Consider the following 15,945-nt stretch of genomic DNA (forward strand, 5'->3'; position numbering starts at 1 on the left):
CTCAGGCGGCGCGCGCGGTGCGCCACGCGCCTGCGATCTCCGCCAGCGTATCGGCGGTATCGCGGAACGGTGCCGGGTCGTTGTGCATCGCCGCGTCGAGCACCGTCGCCCGAGCGCCGGCATAGAGGCGCGCCAGCGTCGCCGACACCTCGCCGCCGCGATCGAAGTCGAGTCCCGCTTCCAGCGCGAACAGGATCGCGGTGGCGCGGGTGACGCGGCCGCTCTTGGCCGCATAATGGCCGTGCTCGGCCGCGTGCGCCGCCGCCCGCAACGCCCCGACCAGCTCGTCGTAGAGCAGCTGCACCAGCGCCGGCCCGTCGGCGGTGGCGGTACGCCCGGCGACGTCGATCTGGCGATAGGTGGCGGCGGGATCGCGCAGCAGCGCGGAAGCATACATCAGTTCTTGTTCCAGGCGTCGACCTGTTGCTTCAGGAAGTCCTGCGTCGATTTATAGGCCGCGACGCGCGCGTCCATCGTCGCGAACTGCTGCGTCAGGCGGTCCTTCATCACCGCCGCCGCGTCCGTGGCCCTGGCCTGCGCGTCCGTCAGCGTCGCCTTGGCCGTCGTTGCGCGGGCCGCCTCCGCATCGAAGCCGGTGGCGCGATCCGTGGCGCGGGTGGTGATGGCGCCCAGCGCCGCCGTCAGCCCGCCGTCGCTCGCACCGGTGCGGTCGGCGAACATCGCCTCCACCGCCTGCGGAAAGTCAGCCAGCGCCTTGGCGAGCCGCACCGTATCGACCGCCAGCGTACCGTCGCGATTGGTCTTGACCCCGATGTCGCCAAGCGTGCGCGGGGCACCGGTGGCGTTCGCGGCGAGCGAGGTCGTGGTCAGCGCGCCGAGCGAGCGCATCATCGCGGTCGCCGCGGGGTCGCCGTAGAGCGTGCCCTCGACCGGATCGAGTTCGGTCGCGATCGCGCCGCGCAGCTCGTTATAGGTGGCGACGAAGTCGCTCACCGCCTGGCTGATGTTGGCGGTCGGCGGCGTGGACCCCAATGTGGCGACGCCGGTCGCCTTGAGGTCCAGGCGGACGCCGGTCAGCAGGTCGGTGACGGTGTTGGTGGCACGGTGAAAGGTCGCGCCGTCCAGCGCCAGCTCGGCGTCGACCGCGGTCGTGCCGATCGTCGTGCCCGTCGCCCCCGCCCCGACCGACAGGTCGGCGAGGCTCATGCCTGTCGCCGCGGGATCGGTGTCGTTGCCGGCGATGGTGAAGCCGTTGGCGGCGCCGGTCGCGCCCTTGAACGTCAGGCGCGCGCCGCCGCCGTCGTTGACCACCGTCGCGGTCACGCCCAGCTTCGCCGCGTTGATCTTCGCCGCGACGCCGTCCAGCGTCGCATCGGCGCCGCCGATCGTCAGCGTCGTCGTGGTGCCGCCCACCGTCACGTCGAGCGTCCCCTCGCGAAACGCGGCGGTCCGCGCGACGGGCGTGTTGGTGGTCGCCGCCTGCGCGCTGGCGAGGCGGACGACGGTCAGCGTCGCGGCGAGACCCGCCGCGTTGCCCGTGCCGGTCACCGTCACCGCGCCGGTGTTGGAGCTGGTCGGCTGCGTCGTCAGCGACCCGCCTTTGACCAGGGTGCGGAGCGCGGCGTCGAAGCCGGTGATCCCGCTCTTCAGCTTGGCGATGCCGGAAATCTGCGCGGTCAGCGTATCGGCGCGCTTGGTCAGCTGCGCGTTCTTGGCCGCGAACTGCGCCTCCACCAGCGCGGTGACGATCGCGCCGGTGTCGAGGCCGGAGCCGGACCCCAGCGTCTTGACGATCGAGGCGGTGCTGCTGGTCGTGGCGGCGGTGCTGGCGGTGGTGGTCATGGCTACCCCTCAGAACGACCGGAAGGCTCGGGATTTTAGCCGGTCGCCGCACCATTTTCGTCGAACCGCGCACCGGCCGGCACGTCGATCGGCGGCGGCGAGCCGCCGGCGGCGGCGTTGAGGTTGAACACGAAGGCGAGCACGGTCGCGATGGCGAGATACAGGTCGTCGCGGACCTCCTGCCCCTCGCGACTGGTATAATAGATCGCGCGTGCCAGCTGCGGGTATTCCAGGATCGGCACCGCGCCTTCGCCGGCCAGATCGCGGATCGCCAGCGCGGTGGCGCCACGCCCGCGCGCGACCACGACGGGCACCTGATCGCGCCCTCGTTCATAGCGCAACGCCACCGCGAAGTGCGTCGGGTTGGTGAGCACGACATGCGCCTCGCCGATCGCCTTGCGGACGTTCTTCGACAGCATCGCGCGGGCACGCGCGCGCTGCTGGCCCTTGGTCTCCGGATTGCCCTCGCTCTCCTTGTGCTCGTCCTTGATCTCCTGCTTCGCCATCCGCAGCGTGGCGAACAGGCGGATCATCTGCACCGGCACGTCGATCGCGGCGATCGCGACCAGCCCCGCCGCCATCGCGAACAGCAGCGCGACGAACGTCCCGCCGAGCTGCCCTATCGCGGCGCCGAGGTCCTGGCTGGCGAGATTGATCGTCCCGTGCGCGATCTTGCGCAGCATTAGATAACCGATCGCGCCGAGCAGGATCAGCTTGGCGAGCGATTTGCCCAGCTCGATCCAGCCGGCGGGACCGAAGATGCGCCCGAGGCCGGCGGCCGGATTGAGCCGCGACGCCTTGGGCAGCAGCAGCTTGCCGTTGAATCCCGGTCGGCTCAGCCCCGCCTGACTGGCGATCGCGGCGACGACGCTGATCGCGAACAGCGTCAGCAGCGAGGGGATCAGCTTCGTGCCCGCCTCCGCCAGCGGGCGCCAGGGCGAGAAATCCTCCAGGTCGTGATGGTCGAAGCTGAAGGCGGACGCCATCACCGCCTTGCACGCCATCATCAGCGACGGGCCGAACGCCCACAGCCACACAGCACCAGCCAGCACGACCAGCGCGGTGGCGAAGTCCTTCGAGCGCAGGATCTGACCGTCGTCGCGCGCCTTTTGCAGGCGCTTGGGTGTCGGTGCTTCGGTCCGTTCGGCGTCGCTCATCGCCCGAGCACCAGCGACGAGGTGGCGGCGAGCCCCTCGCGGACGATCACCTGCATGTAGTCGCCCATCGCCGGGAACGCGATCGCCAGCGCGATCACCCCGACCGTAACGCTGGCGGGGATGCCGACCGCGAACAGGTTGAGCGCCGGCGCCGCGCGGCTCATCATGCCGACGACCATATTGAGGCAGAGCAACAGGAACCCGACCGGCAGCGCCAGCAGCAGCCCGGCGATAAAGGCATAGCCGCCGAACAGCGCGATGCTCTTGAGCTGCGCCGGGGCGAGCCAGGCGGCGCCGGGCGGCATCACGTCATAACTCTTCACCAGCAGGTCGACGAGGACGAGGTGGCCGTCCATCGACAGGAACAAGAGCGTCAGCATGACGGTGAAGAACTGGCCCAGCGCCGGGGTCGACCGGCCATTGAGCGGATCGACGGTGGCGGCGAAGTTCAGCCCCATCGACCCGCCGATCAGCTCGGACGCGACCAGCGGGCCGGCGAACGCGATCTGGAGCACGAAGCCGAGCGAAAAGCCGACCAGCGCCTCACCCATGACGCTGATGAAGGTCGCAAGCGAGAACACCGTCGGCGGCGTCGCGACCGGATGCGCGCCGAGCACCAGGATGCCGATCGCGCCCGACAGCACGACGCGGACCTGCAACGGCACCCCGACCGCGCCGAACACGGGTGCTACGACGAACGCGGCACCGATGCGGACCATGACGAAGATCAGCGCCCAGAGCTGCGGCTCGATCGAGAGGCCGAAGCCCAGCACGCTATTTGACCAGGTCCGGGATGCGCTCGAACATGCCGACGGTAAAATCCGTCAGCAGGCCCAGGATCAGGCTGCCGAAGATCACGATCGAGAACGCGACGACGACCAGCTTCGGGATGAAACTCAGCGTCTGTTCGTTGATCGAGGTCGCCGCCTGCACCATGCCGAGCAGCAGCCCGGCGATCAGCGCCGGGATCAGGATCGGCGCGGACGCGAGTGCCAGCACCCACATGGTCTGATTGGCGATGGTGAGGAAGTAATCGGCGTCCATCGAAGGCGATCCCGGCGAAAGTAGGTGATGAGGTTACGTCACGAAGCTGTTGGCGAGGCTGCCCATGGTCAGCGCCCAGCCGTCGACGAGGACGAACAGCAGCAGCTTGAACGGTAGCGAGATGATCGACGGCGACATCATCGCCATGCCCAGGCTCATCAGCACCATCGCGACGACGAGGTCGATGACGATGAAGGGCAGGAAGACGAGAAAGCCGATCTGGAACGCGGTCTTCAGCTCGCTGGTGACGAAGGCGGGGAGCAGCACCGTGTAGGGGATGTCGTCGGCGCTGCGATACGGACCGGACTTCGCCATCTGCGCGAACAGCGTCACGTCCTTGATCCGCGTCTGCTTGGCCATGAAGGCGTGGAAGGGCTTGCCCGCGGTCTCGATCATCTGGGTGCCCGCGAGCTGGCCGGCGGCATAGGGCTGGATCGCGGTGCGGTTCACCTCGGAGATCGTCGGCCCCATCACGAAGATGCTGAGGAACAGCGACAGGCCGATCAGCACCTGGTTGGGCGGGGTCTGCTGCAGCCCCAGCGCCTGACGCAGCACGGCGAGCACGATGACGATCCGCGTGAAGCTGGTCATCATCAGGATCAGGCCGGGCAGGATCGTCAGCAGGCCCATGATGACGAGGACCTGCAGCGACAGGCTCAGGCCCTGACCCTGCCCGCCCTGGCCGTTACTGCCGAGCTGACCCAGCGCGCGGTCGACCGCGTCGCCGACGCCGGGTGCGGCGGGGGGCACGGGGGCGCCTTGCGCGAACGCGGGGGCGGCAAGGAGCAGCGCGACGATCAGCGCCAGCGCGACGATGATCCACTTGTGTCCTCGTGAAGGCGGTGACCCAGGTCGGGCTCCTGCCTTCGCGGGAGTACGATGCTCCCGGACCAGCGACGGACCGGCGCCGAGGCGACGGACGGAGAGGCTCACCGCTCCACCTGCGGCATCGACACGGCACCGGCCTTATCGATCAGCTGCACCCCACCTCGCCCGACCGAGACCAGCAGGCGCTTGCCCTCGAAGTCGAGCACCGCGAGCCGGAGGCCCGGCGAGATCATCATCGTTTCCTTGACCTGGATCAGCCGCGTCGTCGCCTTGCCCGGCATCCGGCTCTCAAGCCGGCGCCAGAGATAAAGACAGCCGATCATCAGCCCGCACACCAGCGGCAGCAGCACGACCAGCTTGAGGATATAAGTCCACAGCATGGTTCAGGCGGCCCGCCCGGAAGCGACCTTGTCCGGGTTGACCAGCTCGGTCATCCGCACGCCGAACCGGTCGCCGACCGTCACCACCTCGCCGCGCCCGATCAGCGTGCCGTTGACGAACACGTCGAGCAGCTCGTTGGCCTGGCGGTCCAGCTCGATCACCGAGCTCTCGCCCAACGCCAGCAGCTCGCGCAGCGTCAGCTCGGTCGAGCCGATCTCCACCGTCAGCTTGACGTCGACGTCCTGAAGCAGCCGGAAATTGCTCGCCAGCGCCGCGTCTACCGGAAACCCGCCGGTCATGTCGTTCATGCATTCAGTCCTTCGATGCGGGCGAGGTGGGTCAGGCGGATGGCGGCGCGGCCGTTGGAGGTGCCGACGGTGCCGGCACCCAGGCAATCGCGGCCGACCATCACCGGCACGTCGGCGGTGACCGTGATCGGGATCACGTCGCCGGGTTTCAGATTGAGCAGCAGCTGGAGCGGCACCACCGGCTCGGCCAGCACCGAGCGGACGGGAAACTTGACCGCCATCACCGAGCGCGCGAGGCCCGAGCGCCAGGCGGGGTCGGGATCGGCCTTGTCGAGCACCTTGCCGGTCAGCGTCGCGGTGTGCGGCTTCAGGCTGCCGACCGGGTAGACGATGTCGACGAACACGGGCGCGCCCGTGCCCTTCGCCAGGCCGAAGCGCGTCACCACGCAGGCGTCCTCGCTGTCGATCCCGGCGAGCATGGTCGCGTTGGCCTCGACCCGGCGAGGCACGAAGTCCTGCGCGGCGAGCGGCTCCCAAGCGGTCTTGAGCGGAGTGGCGAGGAGCAGGCCCAGCCGTGCGACCAACGCCTCGGCAGCGGGGGAGAACTCGGCCGGCAGCTGCGCCGGTGCGGCCCCCGTGCCGCCGAAGAACAGGTCCAGCACCTCCAGCACGAAGCCGCCGTCGAGCACGATCAGCGCGGTGCCGCCGGTCACCGAACCGTTCCCCGTCGGCCCGGTCATGCCCATCGGCAGCCACGCGGTCAGCCGGTCGGGGCGCTCGGCGCGATAATCGGCGAAGCGCTGCACCACCAGCGGCTCCGCCCAACTGCGGACCTCTGCGCGCAGCAGCGGCTCCCACACCCCCTTGAGCGCGCGGGCGAGCCGGGCGGACAGATGCTGCAGCGTGTGCAGGTCGCCGAACGGATTGAGCTTGGGCGTGCCCAGCGACGACGGCGTGACGAGCTCGTCACGCTCCCGCGCGCGCCGCTCGTTGCCGGTCGTTTCCTGGGCGTTAACCATGCCTCACTGAACAACGAAATTGGTAAAGTAAACGTTACTGACGCCCCCGAAGCCCTCCTTTTCCTTGAGGGTGGCGTTGATCGCCTGGACCAGCCGGGTCTGCAGCTGCTTCTTGCCGTCGGACGAGAAGACCTGCTCTTCCGTGGTGTCGCCGAGCGTCATCAGGATGGCGGAGCGGACCGCGATCTCGTTGGTCTTGAGGTGGTCGATCACCGTCTCGTCATAGGGCGTCGACACCGCGACCCCGACCTGGACGAAGTGGACCGACTCGCGCAGGTTGGAGGTGAAGTCCTTGTCGAGCGCGTAGTAGTTGGAGGCGTACTGGTCGCCGCCCTGCCCCGCCGGCGTCGCCTGGCCGCCGGTCGCGGCGTGCTCCTCGCCGCCGCCATGGCCGCCGCCCTCGCCGCCGTCGCCGGGCTTCTTCTGCTCGCTCTTGGGCACCAGCTGCGGGCCGACGTGCTCGGGCTTCGCACCGGCCTTGGCCGCGTACATGCCGCCCGCGACACCGCCGCCGACCAGCACGAGCACGCCGACCAGCATGACGATCAGCTTGCCCTTGCCCTTTTTCCTGGGCGCGTCGGGGGTGGCGTCCTTGTCCTTGTCGCTCATCGATCGGGTTCCTGTTTAGGCGAGGCGGTCTTCGCCGGCGGCTGGATCGTCCGCCGGCGTGGAGGAAGCGGGGCGCGGGGTGCGCGCGAGCTGGGGTTGCGCGTGGGGCGCAGGCTGGCGGCGGTCACCCTGGCCGTTACCGTCCACCCCGGCCTGGGTCAGCCGCAGCCCGCGTGCCTCGGCAAGCTCGGTCAGGCGCGGCTGCGCGTCGGCGAGCAGGCGGGCGGTGGCGGATTCGGCGGCGGTGAAGTGGACATGGACCGCGTCGCCCTCTCGCCGCAGCGCCACGTCGACCGCACCGAGCGCGTCGGGGTGGAGGCGGATGCGCGTGTCGGCGGCGGAGCCGGGCGCGGCGGCCGCGTCGCGCAGGTCGTCGATGCGCGCGATCATCGTTTCGGGCCAGTGGAGCCGCGTGGTGTCGACCGGCGCCGGCTGCGCTAGGGTCGTCGCGGCGAGGCCGGTGACGGGCGCCGACATGATGGCGGTGTCTTCGACACGGATCGCCGGCTTGCGCTCGGCCACCGCGGCGCGGTGGAGCGCGGCCCCGAACGCCTGCAGCGCGGGCAGGATCGCGGGCGCGATCGCGGCGATCGCCGCCGGCGGCACGGACGCGGCGGCAACGCCCGCCTCGCGGGTCGCGGATGACTGCTCCGGCGTCGGAGATCGGTCCCGGATGGCCGTGTTCGACGGGGCAGCGGTAGCGACCTGCGCCGGAACGACGATCGGCTTGATCGCGGTCGTGTCGGCGCCGGTCAGGGGCGCGGCCGACGGGCGTGCGATGCCGGCCGGCAGGTGCGCTGCGACCGGCGCGGGTGCCATCTCGGCATCGCGTGGCAATGGCGATGGCACGTCCATCCGCTTCGGCGATGTGGTCGTCGGCGCGCCCGATACGGGACGCTCGGGCCTGAACGCACCGGTTGCCGGACGGGGCGACCGGCGAGGGACGACCGGTCGGCATCGAACCGTCGCCGCCCAACGGAGAAGGGCCTGGCGATCCGGAGGCGGTGGGCGAGGTCCGCGGTTGGTCCGCCGTTCTGTCAAGCGCACCTGGCGGCGGCGTCGAAGTGACGACCGGCGACGGCGCATCGGCGGATGGCTCGCCTGAGGGTAACGGCGGGACGATAAGGTCCTGCCCGACCGGCGTGTCGCTCCGGGTCGGAACGATGGCTTCCTGCTCACCGCGAACGGACGGGGCAGCGCGGAACCGGGACGGACCGGCGCCGTCGAGAACCGCGCCGGGTGGACCGAGCGAACGCTGCGGCGGTGTCGCGACCTGGTCCGCACTCGCAGCTTCCGTGATGCGGTGAGGTACGGCGATCGGGGCCGGTACGTCGGGCAGCGGCGGCGCGGGTGGGGATGGCGGATCCTGCCGACAGGGCAGCGCGATCGAGACTTCATCCGTCGGCGTCTCATGCTCGGGCGGGGCGGCCACTTCCTGCTCGCCGTCGCCGTTGCCGTCGCCGTCGCCGTCGGGGGCGGGGCGAAACCGCGATGGCCGAGCACCGTCGGGAACGGCCGAGAGCCGCGACTTCGTCGACGACGGCGTGCCGGCGTCATGGAGCGTCAAATCCGCGCTCGGCATGCCCGCGATCCGGCGCGAACCCGCGTGCTGGTCCGGCACGTCAAGCGGCAGCGGCGATGCGGTGCTCGTCAATACGAGCGGAGATGTGTCGGCGGACTGCACGATCGTGCCGGTCGACGGCAGGTCGGTGCCGGGTGCCGCCGGCACGGGGGCGGGCGGCGCGCCGGGCACGAAGCCGGCTTCGGACGCGTTGGGCCCCATCACGAACGATGACGACGGCATCGTCGGTGCCGTCGGCGCGACCAGTCCCGCCAGCAGCGGCGCGAACGCCTCGCCGCCGTCGCCGCCGCCGGTCGCGGGCGCGAGGTCGAGGGCGCTGAAGATCGGTGGCGTGGCGGAGATCACGGGCATCGTCCTGGCGTTCAGCAAGGATCGTGCCGAAGCGGGCGCTGCGGTGCCGGTGCGCCTTCGAGCGCGCGGATCGCGGCGAGCGCGGCGGCAGCATCGGCTTTCGCCTGGAGCTTCTCGACCGCCTTCAGATCGCGCTCCGCCCCCTGCGCGGCAGCGGTGGCGGCGGTCGCGCGGCGCTCGGCCGACGCGACGCGATCCCGCGCGGTGGCGGCCGACAGGTGCAGCCGCTCGCGATAATGCGCCGCCGCCGACAGGCTGAACGCCGCGCCCGTGTCCGGCGCGGTCGCAATGGCGTCGGCAAGCGCGGCGACCCGCCCGGCGAGCGCGGTCTCCGACGCCGCCGCGGCGTGCGCGTCGATCTGCGCGGCTCGTGCAAGCGACAGCTGGACGGCGCGGACGCGCTCGATGCGGGCGAGCTGCTTCGCCGAAGCCATCAGGCGCCCATCGGTTCCGGCCCGAACACGCCGACCAGCTCGGCGGCGGAGTCGGCGAGCGACACCACCTCGTCGGCCTCCTGGCGGATGAAGGCGGTGATCGCGGGATGGCTGGCGACCGCCGCGTCGACGGCGGCGTCGGCGCCGTGGCGATACGCGCCCATCAGGATCAGGTCGCGGTTCTCCTCATAGGTCGCGAGGTGCCGGCGCAGCGCGCGGGCGGCGCGGGCGTGCTCGGGCGGGACGATGTCGGTCATCACGCGGCTGACGGACGGGCCGACGTCGATCGCCGGGTAGACGCCGCGTTCGGCCAGCGCGCGGCTGAGCACGATATGACCGTCCAGGATCGAGCGCGCGGCGTCGACGACGGGATCGTTGCCGTCGTCGCCGTCCGCCAGCACGGTGTAGATCGCGGTGATCGAGCCACCGCTCGCGACGCAGGCCCCGGCGCGCTCGATCAGGTTGGGCAGCATCGCGATCGCGGACGGCGGATAGCCGCGCGCCGACGCCGACTCGCCCAGCGCCAGCCCGATCTCGCGCCCGGCATGCGCGACGCGGGTCAGCGAATCGACGATCAGCAGCACGCGCTTGCCCTCGGCGCGGAACGCCTCGGCGATGGCGTGCGCGCGCAGCGCGCCGCGGATGCGGAGCACGGGCGAGTGGTTGGCGGGAACCGCGACGACCACCGACCGTGCGCGCGCGGCACCGGCGACCTTGGTTTCCAGGAAGTCGGCGACCTCGCGGGAGCGCTCGCCGATCAGGCCGATCACCACCACGTCGGCGGCGGCGGCGCGGACCATCATGCCGAGCAGCACCGATTTGCCGACGCCAGAGCCGGCCATGATGCCGACGCGCTGGCCCTGACCAACGGTGAGCAGCCCGTTGATGGCGCGGACGCCGACGTCCAGCGGCGCACGCACGCGGTCGCGGTCGAGCGGCGACTGGTGCGTGCCGGCGAGCGGCCAGTGCCCGGCACCCCGGATCGGGCCGAGCCCGTCGATCGGCTTGCCGGCGCCGTCGACGACGCGCCCGAGCAGCGCCGCGCCGACCTCCGCCGTCCCGGCGCTGCCGGTCGGCTGGACGCGGGCGCCGGGCAGCAGCGGCGCCGGACCGCCGAGGTTCATCAGCAGCGTGCGGCCGTTGCGGAAGCCGATCACCTCGGCCTCCACCGTGTCGCCGACGCGGCAGACGGTGCCGACCGGGAGCTTCAGACCGATCGACTCCATCAACAGCCCGTCGAACGAAGACAGCCGCCCGGACACACGCGGACGCGGCGCGACGTCGGCGGCGGCGAGCGTGTCGAGATAGTCGGCGGCGAAGCGGTTCAGCATGGCGCCGTCGTCGTCGCCGGCACGGCCGCACGCTCGACGGCGGCGGTCAGCTGGTCGAGCCACAGGTCGGGGCCGTCCTCGACCACCGTCGACGCGCTTTCGAGCACGAAGCTGCCGCGCGGCACCGCGGCGTCGCCGGCGGCGAAGACGGTGGCGGGCAGGCGACCGTCGACCAGCGCGACGTCGGCGGGGTGGAGGCGGAGCAGCGCAGATTCGGCGGTGTCGGCGAGCAGCTCGCTCGCGGCATCGACGCGCGCGGCGAGCAGGTCGGCGGAGACGCCCGCCTCGCCGACCAGCTTGGTGACGAGATGGAGCACCGTCTGGCGCAGCTGCGCGGCGAGCCGTGCGCGGTCGATCGACGTGCCGCTCGCCAACGCCGCCGCCAGCCCGGTCAGCAGCGCGCGATCGGCCTCCGTCCGCTGCGCCAGCGTGGCGACCGACGCCGCCTGCCCTTCCGCGAAGCCGGCGGCATGCGCGGTCGCGATCGGATCGGCGAAGCCGTTGGTCGGCGCGTTCGGGTCGAGCGGGTTCCACCCCGCCGTCGGGTTCGCGTCGCGATCCGCCGGGCTGAAATGACGGGGGCCGCCGCTGCCCACCGGCACGGCGGCGAAGTCGCGCGGGCCGGGCGAAAACGCGCGTTGCAACAGCTCGGCCGCGGCATGGTGCCGGGCCACGAACCCGGCCTGGAAGGCGTCAGACATAATCGTCGTCGCCGCCGCCGCCCATCTGGATCGTGCCGTCCTTGGCGAGGCCGCGGGCGATCGCGATCATCGCCTTTTGCGCCTCCATCACCTCGGCCAGCTTGGTCGGGCCGCGCGCCTCCATCTCGTCGCGGATGCCGTCGGCGGCGCGCGCCGACATGCAGCCCAGGATGCGGTTGCGCGATGCCTCGTCGACCCCCTTCAGCGCCTTGACCAGTATCTCGCCGTCGACGTTGCGGATCATCGTGCCCAGGTTCTTGTCGTCCATCTCCAGCAGGTTCTCGAAGACGAACATCGCCTCCTCGATCTGCTTGGCGAGTTCACGATCGAGCTTGAACAGCTTGGGCATGACGCGGTCGCCGGTGGTCTTGCGCGCCGCCGACAGGATCTTGCCCGCCTCGCGCGTGCCGCCCAGCGTCACGCCGGCGTTGGCGGCGGAACCGTTGTGCCCCGCCAGCACCGCCTTCAACGTCTCGACCGCCTCGGGTGCGATCGGACCGAGCCGGGCGACCCGGTGGAGGATGTCGGGTTGAAGCGCGTCGGGCAGCATTTCCAACACCTGACCCGCCACCGACGGTTCGAGGTTGGCGATCAGCACCGCGGCGATCTGCGGATGCTCCTTTTCGATCAGGCAGGCGATTTCCGACGCGTCGAGCCACTGGAGCATTTCCAGCTCGCACTGCGCCTCCGGCGGGGTGATGCGCGCGAGCACGCTGTCGGCCTTGTGCGCGCCGAGCGCCTTGGTCATCACCGATTCGATGCGTGGCCGCGGGTCGAAGCTGATCGACGAACGCTCGCGCGCGCGGTCGACGAAATCGTCGAGCACGTCCTCCACCGCCTGCTCGCTGACGTCGGCGACCGCGAACATCGCCTTGCCGAGCTGGCGGACCTCCTCGGGATCGAGCTTCTGGAGGATGGCCGCGGCCTCTTCCTCGCCGACCAGCATCATCAGCACCGCGGCGCGCTCCACGCCCGAATAACTGCGCGCGATCGCTTCGCTCACTTGGCGTCCTTGATCATGTCGCGGACGGCCAGCGCGGCGCGCGCGGGATTGTCGCGCGTGAAGCCGCGCACCGCGCCCAGCCGGTCGTCCATCGCGCGGGCGCCGGCGAGCTGGTCGAGCCCGACCGGTGCTGCGACCGCCATGCCGTCGGCGCCGATCGCCAGCATCTGCTGACCCGCAGGCGTCTCGTCGCGCTTCTTCATCAGCGCCTTGGCGAGCGGCCGCACGCCCAGGAACAGGACCAGCAGCGCTATCACCAGCGCGGTGCCGTTGCGCGCCAGCACCGGCAGCCAGGCGTTGTCGTACCATTTCGGCGCGTCGGTCGCCGTCGCGTCGGCACCGGCGAACTTGCGGCTGATGACGGTGACCTGATCCTGCCGCGCGGCGTCGAAGCCGACCGCGCTCTTGACCAGATCGGTGACCTGCTGGATCTCCGCGCCCGTGCGGCGGCCCTTGTCGGGATCGCGCAGCAGCACGGCGACGGAGAGGCGCTTGACGCCGCCCGGCGCGTTCTGCGTGACCGACACCTCGCGGCCGTTGTCGTAGGCGCGCTGATAGCTGTCGGACTGTTTGTCCGGGTTGACGCCCGCGCCGCCCGCGACCGGGGCACGATCGGGCGCCTGCGTGCCGCTGACGCCGTTCGCGGCCTGCGGCGTCGACAGCGTCGAGGCGGGCGGCGGCGTGTTGGACAGCGCGCCGGGGATGCCGCCGGGCGCGGTCGCCGCACCGTCGCGCTGGTTGCCGGTCCAGTTCTGCGTCTCGGCGCGTACGACCTGCCCCTGCCGGTCGTAGCTTTCGCGCGTCGCCTGGGTCTGATCGAGATTGACGTCGGCCTGGACCTCGGTCGTGAAGTTGCCCGCGCCGAACAGCGGGGTGAGCAGCTGGGTCAGCTGGGTGCGGTATTTTTCCTCGACGCGGCGCTGGAACTCGACGCGGCGATCGCTCACCGCCTGGCCGGGATCGGCGCCGCCCGCCTGCGTCAGCAACGCGCCGAGCTGATCGACGATGGTGACCGCGTCGGGCTTCAGTCCCGGCACCGACGAGGCGACGAGGTTGACGATCGAGGCGACCTGCGCGTCCGCCAGCGAACGTCCGGCCTGCAGCTTCAGCACGACGCTGGCGGACGGTGCGGCGTTGTCGCGCACGAAAACCGAGGTTTCGGGCATGGCGAGATGGACGCGTGCCTCCGCGACCGCGTCGATCTCCTGGATCGAGCGGGCGAGTTCGGTCTCGCGCGCCTGGCGCAGCCGCTCGCCCTCGACCGCGCGGCTGACCCCCATCGGCAGCTGATCGAGGATCGCGTAGCCGCCCGGTGCCGCCTTGGGCAGCCCCTGTCCCGCCAGCAGCATGCGGGCGCGCGAATAGTCCTCGTCGCCCACGGTCAGCGCGCCGGTGCCCTCGTCGATGCGGCTGGCGATGCCGCCCTGCGTCAGTGCGGCGGTGACGGCGGCCTTGTCGCTGTCGGGCAGGCCGGAGAACAGCGTCTTTTGCGTGGGCGTCGACAGGCTCATCCACGCGAGCGCGGCGGCGGCGATCAGGCCGACCATCAGCATCATCGGCAGCGACCGGCGCACGGCCGGCTGCGCGAGGACGCTCCTGATCTGGGTCAGCGGGTTGGCGAAGCGCTCGGGAAGCGCGGTCGGCGTGGTGGCGAGGGCGGTGCTCATCTCAGACCGGCATGCTCATGATGTCCTTGTAGGCGGCCAGGATCTTGTTCCTGACCTGCAAGGTCGCCTCGAACCCGACCGACGCCTGCTGGCGCGCGAGCATGACCTTGGCGATGTCGACTTCCTGCCCGCGCTCATAGGCGTCGGACAGCTGCGCGGCCTGGGTCTGGCCGTCGTTGACCTGCCGCAGCGCGCCTTCCAGCGTCGCCGCGAAGCTGTTCGGCTGCGCCTGCGCCGGCGCGGCGGTGGAACCGACCGCGGCACCACTGGCACTGGCACGCGACAGGGCGTCGTTGCGCGCGAGGATCTCGGCGCGCAGCTGCATGACGCGGTCGACACCCATGGCACCGCCGATGCCGGACACGCCGCTCATGCGCCGACTGCCCGGCTCTGCGCCCATTCACGCGGCTGGACGATGTCCTCGCCCTGCTCGCGCGCCCGCGCCAGCCGATAGCGGAGTGTGCGTTCGGAGATGCCGAGGCGACGCGCGGTCTCGATGCGGCTGCCGTTACACGCGCTCAGCGTCTCGCGGATCGCCTGGAACTCGCTCATCTGCACGACCTTGCCCAGCGACTGCTGCGCCGCCGCGTCCACCGGCGCGGGCATGATCGGCAGCGCGGCGGGCGTGGCGACGAAGGTGAAGGAGATCGACCGGTCGAAGACGATATGACCGGCCTCGATCGTCGCGCCTTCCGCGAACAGCAGCGCGCGCTGGATCACGTTCTCCAGCTCGCGGACATTGCCGGGCCAGTCGTGGCGCAGCAGCTGTTCCAGTGCATCGACGGTCGGCCAGGGCACGACGGCCCGCGCCCCTGCATGGCGCAGGATCATCGTCGCGGCGAGCGCGGGGATATCCTCCGGCCGTTCGGCAAGCGGCTTGGTGGCGAGCGGGAACACCGCCAGCCGGTAATAGAGGTCGGCGCGGAAGCGGCCGGCGGCAACCTCCGCCTGCAGGTCGCGGTTGGCGCACGCGATCACGCGCACGTCGATCGCCTGCGGCTGCGACGCGCCGAGCGGCACCACCTCGCGCTCCTGCAACACGCGCAACAGCTTGGCCTGGAGCGGCAGCGGCATCTCGGCGATCTCGTCGAGCAGCAGCGTGCCGCCGTCCGCCGCGCGGAAGAAGCCCTCGCTGGCGCCGGCCGCGCCGGTGAACGCGCCCTTCTGATGCCCGAACAGCAGCGCCTCCAGCATCGTCTCGGGGAGGGCGGCACAGTTGATCGCGACGAACGGCTTGTCCGCACGCGGGCTGTTGTTGTGGATCGCGCGGGCGAGCACCTCCTTGCCGGTGCCGGTCGGGCCGTTGATGAGCACGGTGATGTCGGCGGCGGCGACGCGCTCGGCCAGCGCCAGCAGCGCCAGGCTCTCCGGATCGGCGGCGGTCGGCATCTCGGGACCGGCGACCAGCGCGCGGGCGAAGCCATAGCCGATCCGCGCGTCGGTGGGACCGAACGCGATCCGCGCGGGATTGCCGTCGCGTGACGGGACGACGTGGCGCCCCTCCTCGCCGATCACCACGGTGCGCGCCGCGACCGGCACCTGCTCGCCGTCCGCGACCAGGAACAGGTCGCCCGCGACCGGCTGCGCGGTCTTGAACGAGCCGATGCCGAAACCCTGCGCGCGCAGGCCGGACACCAGCGCGAAGCGGCGGGCGGCGATGGCGGCTGACGGGAAGATGGTGCGCATGGAAACCCCTTTGACGATCGGGGCATGCGGCCAAGGTGGTAAATCGACGGTTAAACACGACGACTACCTGCGCCCGGCCGACGAACTTTTTCCGGGCGCTG

General features: G+C 71.2%; 18 protein-coding genes. All 18 read right to left on the bottom strand.

Annotation, left to right across the window (positions count from 1 at the left end; genetic code table 11):
* Position 1: 1 nt before the first annotated feature.
* Positions 2 to 400: a flagellar protein FliS gene (locus ACOFKS_RS03320; protein WP_419807948.1), complete on the bottom strand. Its 399-nt coding sequence runs from the start codon at positions 398 to 400 to the stop codon at positions 2 to 4.
* Entirely contained in the window at positions 397 to 1,803 is a 1,407-nt protein-coding gene (gene fliD / locus ACOFKS_RS03325) for a flagellar filament capping protein FliD (RefSeq protein WP_419807820.1), read from the bottom strand. Before fliD ends, ACOFKS_RS03320 begins: the two co-directional genes overlap by 4 nt.
* 35 nt (positions 1,804 to 1,838) lie before the next feature.
* Positions 1,839 to 2,960: an EscU/YscU/HrcU family type III secretion system export apparatus switch protein gene (locus ACOFKS_RS03330; protein ID WP_419807821.1), complete on the bottom strand. Its 1,122-nt coding sequence runs from the start codon at positions 2,958 to 2,960 to the stop codon at positions 1,839 to 1,841.
* Positions 2,957 to 3,733, bottom strand: a complete 777-nt coding sequence (gene fliR / locus ACOFKS_RS03335; protein WP_419807822.1) for a flagellar biosynthetic protein FliR — start codon at positions 3,731 to 3,733, stop codon at positions 2,957 to 2,959. The genes ACOFKS_RS03330 and fliR overlap by 4 nt, the downstream gene beginning before the upstream one ends.
* 1 nt (position 3,734) lies before the next feature.
* On the bottom strand, positions 3,735 to 4,004 hold the full coding sequence (fliQ, locus tag ACOFKS_RS03340; RefSeq protein WP_419807823.1) for a flagellar biosynthesis protein FliQ: 270 nt from the start codon (positions 4,002 to 4,004) through the stop codon (positions 3,735 to 3,737).
* Positions 4,005 to 4,037: 33 nt separating this feature from the next.
* Entirely contained in the window at positions 4,038 to 4,937 is a 900-nt protein-coding gene (gene fliP / locus ACOFKS_RS03345; protein WP_419807824.1) for a flagellar type III secretion system pore protein FliP, read from the bottom strand.
* Positions 4,934 to 5,212: a flagellar biosynthetic protein FliO gene (locus ACOFKS_RS03350; protein WP_419807825.1), complete on the bottom strand. Its 279-nt coding sequence runs from the start codon at positions 5,210 to 5,212 to the stop codon at positions 4,934 to 4,936. The genes fliP and ACOFKS_RS03350 overlap by 4 nt, the downstream gene beginning before the upstream one ends.
* 3 nt (positions 5,213 to 5,215) lie before the next feature.
* Entirely contained in the window at positions 5,216 to 5,521 is a 306-nt protein-coding gene (gene fliN / locus ACOFKS_RS03355) for a flagellar motor switch protein FliN (protein WP_419807826.1), read from the bottom strand.
* Positions 5,518 to 6,480 carry a flagellar motor switch protein FliM gene (locus ACOFKS_RS03360; RefSeq protein WP_419807827.1) on the bottom strand — a complete coding sequence of 321 codons (963 nt, stop codon included), beginning with the start codon at positions 6,478 to 6,480 and terminating at the stop codon, positions 5,518 to 5,520. Before ACOFKS_RS03360 ends, fliN begins: the two co-directional genes overlap by 4 nt.
* Before the next feature lie 3 nt (positions 6,481 to 6,483).
* A complete protein-coding gene (locus ACOFKS_RS03365; RefSeq protein ID WP_419807828.1) occupies positions 6,484 to 7,089 on the bottom strand; it encodes a flagellar basal body-associated FliL family protein in 606 nt (201 codons plus the stop codon).
* Between the two features lie 15 nt (positions 7,090 to 7,104).
* Positions 7,105 to 7,944: a flagellar hook-length control protein FliK gene (locus tag ACOFKS_RS03370; protein WP_419807829.1), complete on the bottom strand. Its 840-nt coding sequence runs from the start codon at positions 7,942 to 7,944 to the stop codon at positions 7,105 to 7,107.
* A gap of 1,089 nt (positions 7,945 to 9,033) precedes the next feature.
* Entirely contained in the window at positions 9,034 to 9,456 is a 423-nt protein-coding gene (locus ACOFKS_RS03375; protein ID WP_419807830.1) for a hypothetical protein, read from the bottom strand.
* Entirely contained in the window at positions 9,456 to 10,787 is a 1,332-nt protein-coding gene (locus ACOFKS_RS03380) for a FliI/YscN family ATPase (RefSeq protein ID WP_419807831.1), read from the bottom strand. Before ACOFKS_RS03380 ends, ACOFKS_RS03375 begins: the two co-directional genes overlap by 1 nt.
* Positions 10,781 to 11,488, bottom strand: coding sequence for a FliH/SctL family protein (locus tag ACOFKS_RS03385; RefSeq protein WP_419807832.1), 708 nt, complete (start codon positions 11,486 to 11,488; stop codon positions 10,781 to 10,783). Before ACOFKS_RS03385 ends, ACOFKS_RS03380 begins: the two co-directional genes overlap by 7 nt.
* A complete protein-coding gene (gene fliG / locus ACOFKS_RS03390) occupies positions 11,481 to 12,491 on the bottom strand; it encodes a flagellar motor switch protein FliG (protein ID WP_419807833.1) in 1,011 nt (336 codons plus the stop codon). Before fliG ends, ACOFKS_RS03385 begins: the two co-directional genes overlap by 8 nt.
* Entirely contained in the window at positions 12,488 to 14,158 is a 1,671-nt protein-coding gene (gene fliF / locus ACOFKS_RS03395) for a flagellar basal-body MS-ring/collar protein FliF (RefSeq protein ID WP_419807834.1), read from the bottom strand. Before fliF ends, fliG begins: the two co-directional genes overlap by 4 nt.
* Before the next feature lies 1 nt (position 14,159).
* Entirely contained in the window at positions 14,160 to 14,531 is a 372-nt protein-coding gene (fliE, locus tag ACOFKS_RS03400; RefSeq protein ID WP_419807835.1) for a flagellar hook-basal body complex protein FliE, read from the bottom strand.
* Positions 14,528 to 15,844 carry a sigma-54 interaction domain-containing protein gene (locus ACOFKS_RS03405; RefSeq protein WP_419807836.1) on the bottom strand — a complete coding sequence of 439 codons (1,317 nt, stop codon included), beginning with the start codon at positions 15,842 to 15,844 and terminating at the stop codon, positions 14,528 to 14,530. The genes fliE and ACOFKS_RS03405 overlap by 4 nt, the downstream gene beginning before the upstream one ends.
* Between the last annotated feature and the right edge of the window lie 101 nt (positions 15,845 to 15,945).

Origin of the sequence: Sphingomonas sp. (genome assembly GCF_965200135.1) — a bacterium.
GTDB lineage: Bacteria > Pseudomonadota > Alphaproteobacteria > Sphingomonadales > Sphingomonadaceae > Sphingomonas.